A 1683-nucleotide genomic window follows, 5' to 3' on the forward strand; every position below is an offset into this window, starting at 1 on the left:
GGTTACAGCCTGATCCGTTCGGAACTGACGAAGGCCATCGACTATTCCAACATCATGGAATCGGCACATTCCATCCTCCGTGTGGCGGACAGCGACCTCAAGACATTCGAGACCCGTTTTGACAGTATGGCCCGTCATGTCCGTAAAATCGGCATCGACACGAAATACACAGCCGTGGAGATTGCCGGTGCCGTCAAATACCTGTCGATGGCGGGCATGAATATCGAGACAATCAACAAGTCCATCCGCCCGATCACGAACCTGGCACTTATCGGTGACAACGACGTGTCGTATATCGCCGACCTGGCCACGAACATCATGGCCGGTTATGATATCCATAACGACAGCATGGACAGCGTGGCGGACATTATCTCCTCCACCATTTCCCGCTCGAATGTGAATATCGTGGAGATGGCGGAGTCATACAAGATGGCTGCCGGTTACCTGCGTATGGCGGGCGTGGACTTCACGGAAAGCAGTGCCGCCATCGGTCTTTTGGGCAATATGGGTCTGAAGGGAACGCTGGCGGGAACCTCGTTGCGTGCTCTTTCCACACGTTTTGCCAAACCTACCAAGGAGGCACAGGAAGTTCTGGACCGCCTGGGCATCCGGTTCACGGAAATGCGCGACATCGAGGGGGTGCAGGTCGAGAAACTCCGTCCTATAGCGGACATTTTCGAGGAATTGAACAAGAAGGGCGCGTCGATGGCGGATGTCCAGGCAATCTTCGGGAAAATTGGCGGTAACGCGGCGATGATGTTCCTGAAGAACTACGACAAACTACGAGAACTGACTTCATATAACCGGGGGTCCCAGGGCGTTTCCTCAGAACTGGCATTGGTAAAGCAGAATACGACCAAGGGATTGTGGGCGCAGGTGACCTCCCAGCTGACCGAAGGGTTCATGCAGGCATACGAGGTGTTGGAACCCTCTATCCGCACTGTGCTCCGCACTTTTCTGGCAAAGTTCAAGGCTCCGGAATTTACCCGTGGCCTGGTGTCCATCGGGAATGCCTTGTTGGACATCTTCACCGTGATCGGCAATATCGGCGCATGGGTGACCCGCAATTTCCATTGGATAGAACCGCTTGTCTTTACAGGCGTTGTCGCGACCCGGCTGTTCAAGGTGGCGGGAGCCCTGACGAATATCGGCATCGCCATGGGGTTTATCGGCAAACAGTCTGCGGCCACGACATCAATCAGTGCCGTGCAGGGGCTGCTGGGGGCGGGTGGTATCGGTAAGGTTTCGTTTGCCCAGAAGCGGGCCATCGTGTCGGCCATGCAGTCCGCAGGCGTGGCGGGACGGGGAGCGATGAACCGCGCCTTGATGGCCGGGGGCGGTGTCATCGGAGCCAAAGGAGTCCTGCAGTCGCTGTTTGCCACACAGGTGGCTACCGGCAGCGGACTGACCGGTGCTGCCGCCTCGTTGAGTGCCATCAGTACAGGCGCGGTTGCCGCCACGGCAGGTATAGCCGCATTGGTCGGGACTTTGGGATGGGTGGCTTACAAGACCTGGAAGATAAAGGAGGCGAAGGATGCCGTACTGGAAGAGATCGAATCGAACCGCAAGTACCGTTATCCGTCCATAGAGGCACTTTACTCCTCCCTGAGCGAGACCTATAACATGGCTGTCAAGACAAAGCGTGCCGTGGACGAGGTCGTTGCCGGCAAAAGTATCGAAGAG

General features: G+C 56.6%; 1 protein-coding gene. It reads left to right on the plus strand.

What is annotated here, in order from left to right:
- On the plus strand, positions 1 to 1683 hold a 1683-nt coding region (locus ABUA47_RS15870; protein ID WP_349831747.1), incomplete at both ends, for a phage tail tape measure protein.

The organism is Bacteroides sp. RTP31139st1_H2_RTP31139_211217 (assembly GCF_040227615.1).
Lineage (GTDB): Bacteria > Bacteroidota > Bacteroidia > Bacteroidales > Bacteroidaceae > Bacteroides > Bacteroides uniformis.